Annotated in this window: 1 rRNA gene (cut by a window edge); it reads right to left on the bottom strand. The window is 57.4% G+C overall.

Features of this window, described 5'->3' with window-relative positions:
* Positions 1 to 13: 13 nt before the first annotated feature.
* A 23S ribosomal RNA gene (locus ACIBVN_RS60730) occupies positions 14 to 1,182 on the bottom strand (its annotated part continues 1,490 nt past the right edge of the window); the annotation flags it as partial.

The raw sequence follows: 1,182 nt of genomic DNA, 5'->3' as shown, positions 1-1,182 counted from the left end.
AAAAGTCTGCTTTGTGGTCAAGTCCTCGGCCTATTAGTACCGGTCAGCTCCACACGTTACCGTGCTTCCACCTCCGGCCTATCAACCCGGTCGTCTACCGGGAGCCTTACCCCCTCACAGGGTGGGAGACCTCATCTCAAGGCAAGCTTCCCGCTTAGATGCTTTCAGCGGTTATCCCTCCCGAACGTAGCCAACCAGCCGTGCACCTGGCGGTACAACTGGCACACCAGAGGTTCGTCCGTCCCGGTCCTCTCGTACTAGGGACAGCCCCTTTCAAGTCTCCTGCGCGCGCAGCGGATAGGGACCGAACTGTCTCGCGACGTTCTAAACCCAGCTCGCGTACCGCTTTAATGGGCGAACAGCCCAACCCTTGGGACCTACTCCAGCCCCAGGATGCGACGAGCCGACATCGAGGTGCCAAACCATCCCGTCGATATGGACTCTTGGGGAAGATCAGCCTGTTATCCCCGGGGTACCTTTTAGCCGTTGAGCGACACCGCTTCCACACGCCGATGCCGGATCACTAGTCCCAGCTTTCGCTCCTGCTCGACCCGTCAGTCTCACAGTCAAGCTCCCTTGTGCACTTACACTCAACACCTGATTGCCAACCAGGCTGAGGGAACCTTTGGGCGCCTCCGTTACCTTTTGGGAGGCAACCGCCCCAGTTAAACTACCCACCAGACACTGTCCCCGATCCGGATCACGGACCAGAGTTAGACATCCAAAACGACCAGAGTGGTATTTCACCAATGACTCCACCCGAACTAGCGTCCGAGCTTCCCAGTCTCCCACCTATCCTACACAAGCCGTTCCAAACACCAATGTCAAGCTGTAGTGAAGGTCCCGGGGTCTTTCCGTCCTGCTGCGCGAAACGAGCATCTTTACTCGTACTGCAATTTCACCGGGTCTGCGGTTGAGACAGCGGGGAAGTCGTTACGCCATTCGTGCAGGTCGGAACTTACCCGACAAGGAATTTCGCTACCTTAGGATGGTTATAGTTACCACCGCCGTTTACCGGCGCTTAAGTTCTCACCTTCGCCAACTTGCGCTGGCTAAGCGGTCCCCTTAACGTTCCGGCACCGGGCAGGCGTCAGTCCGTATACATCGTCTTACGACTTCGCACGGACCTGTGTTTTTAGTAAACAGTCGCTTCCCCCTGGCCACTGCGACCCCCACCAGCTC

The organism is Nonomuraea sp. NPDC049400 (genome assembly GCF_044466425.1).
GTDB lineage: Bacteria > Actinomycetota > Actinomycetes > Streptosporangiales > Streptosporangiaceae > Nonomuraea.
The sequence above is the reverse complement of the archived record's forward strand: the minus strand, read 5'-3'. Positions and strand labels throughout refer to the sequence as shown.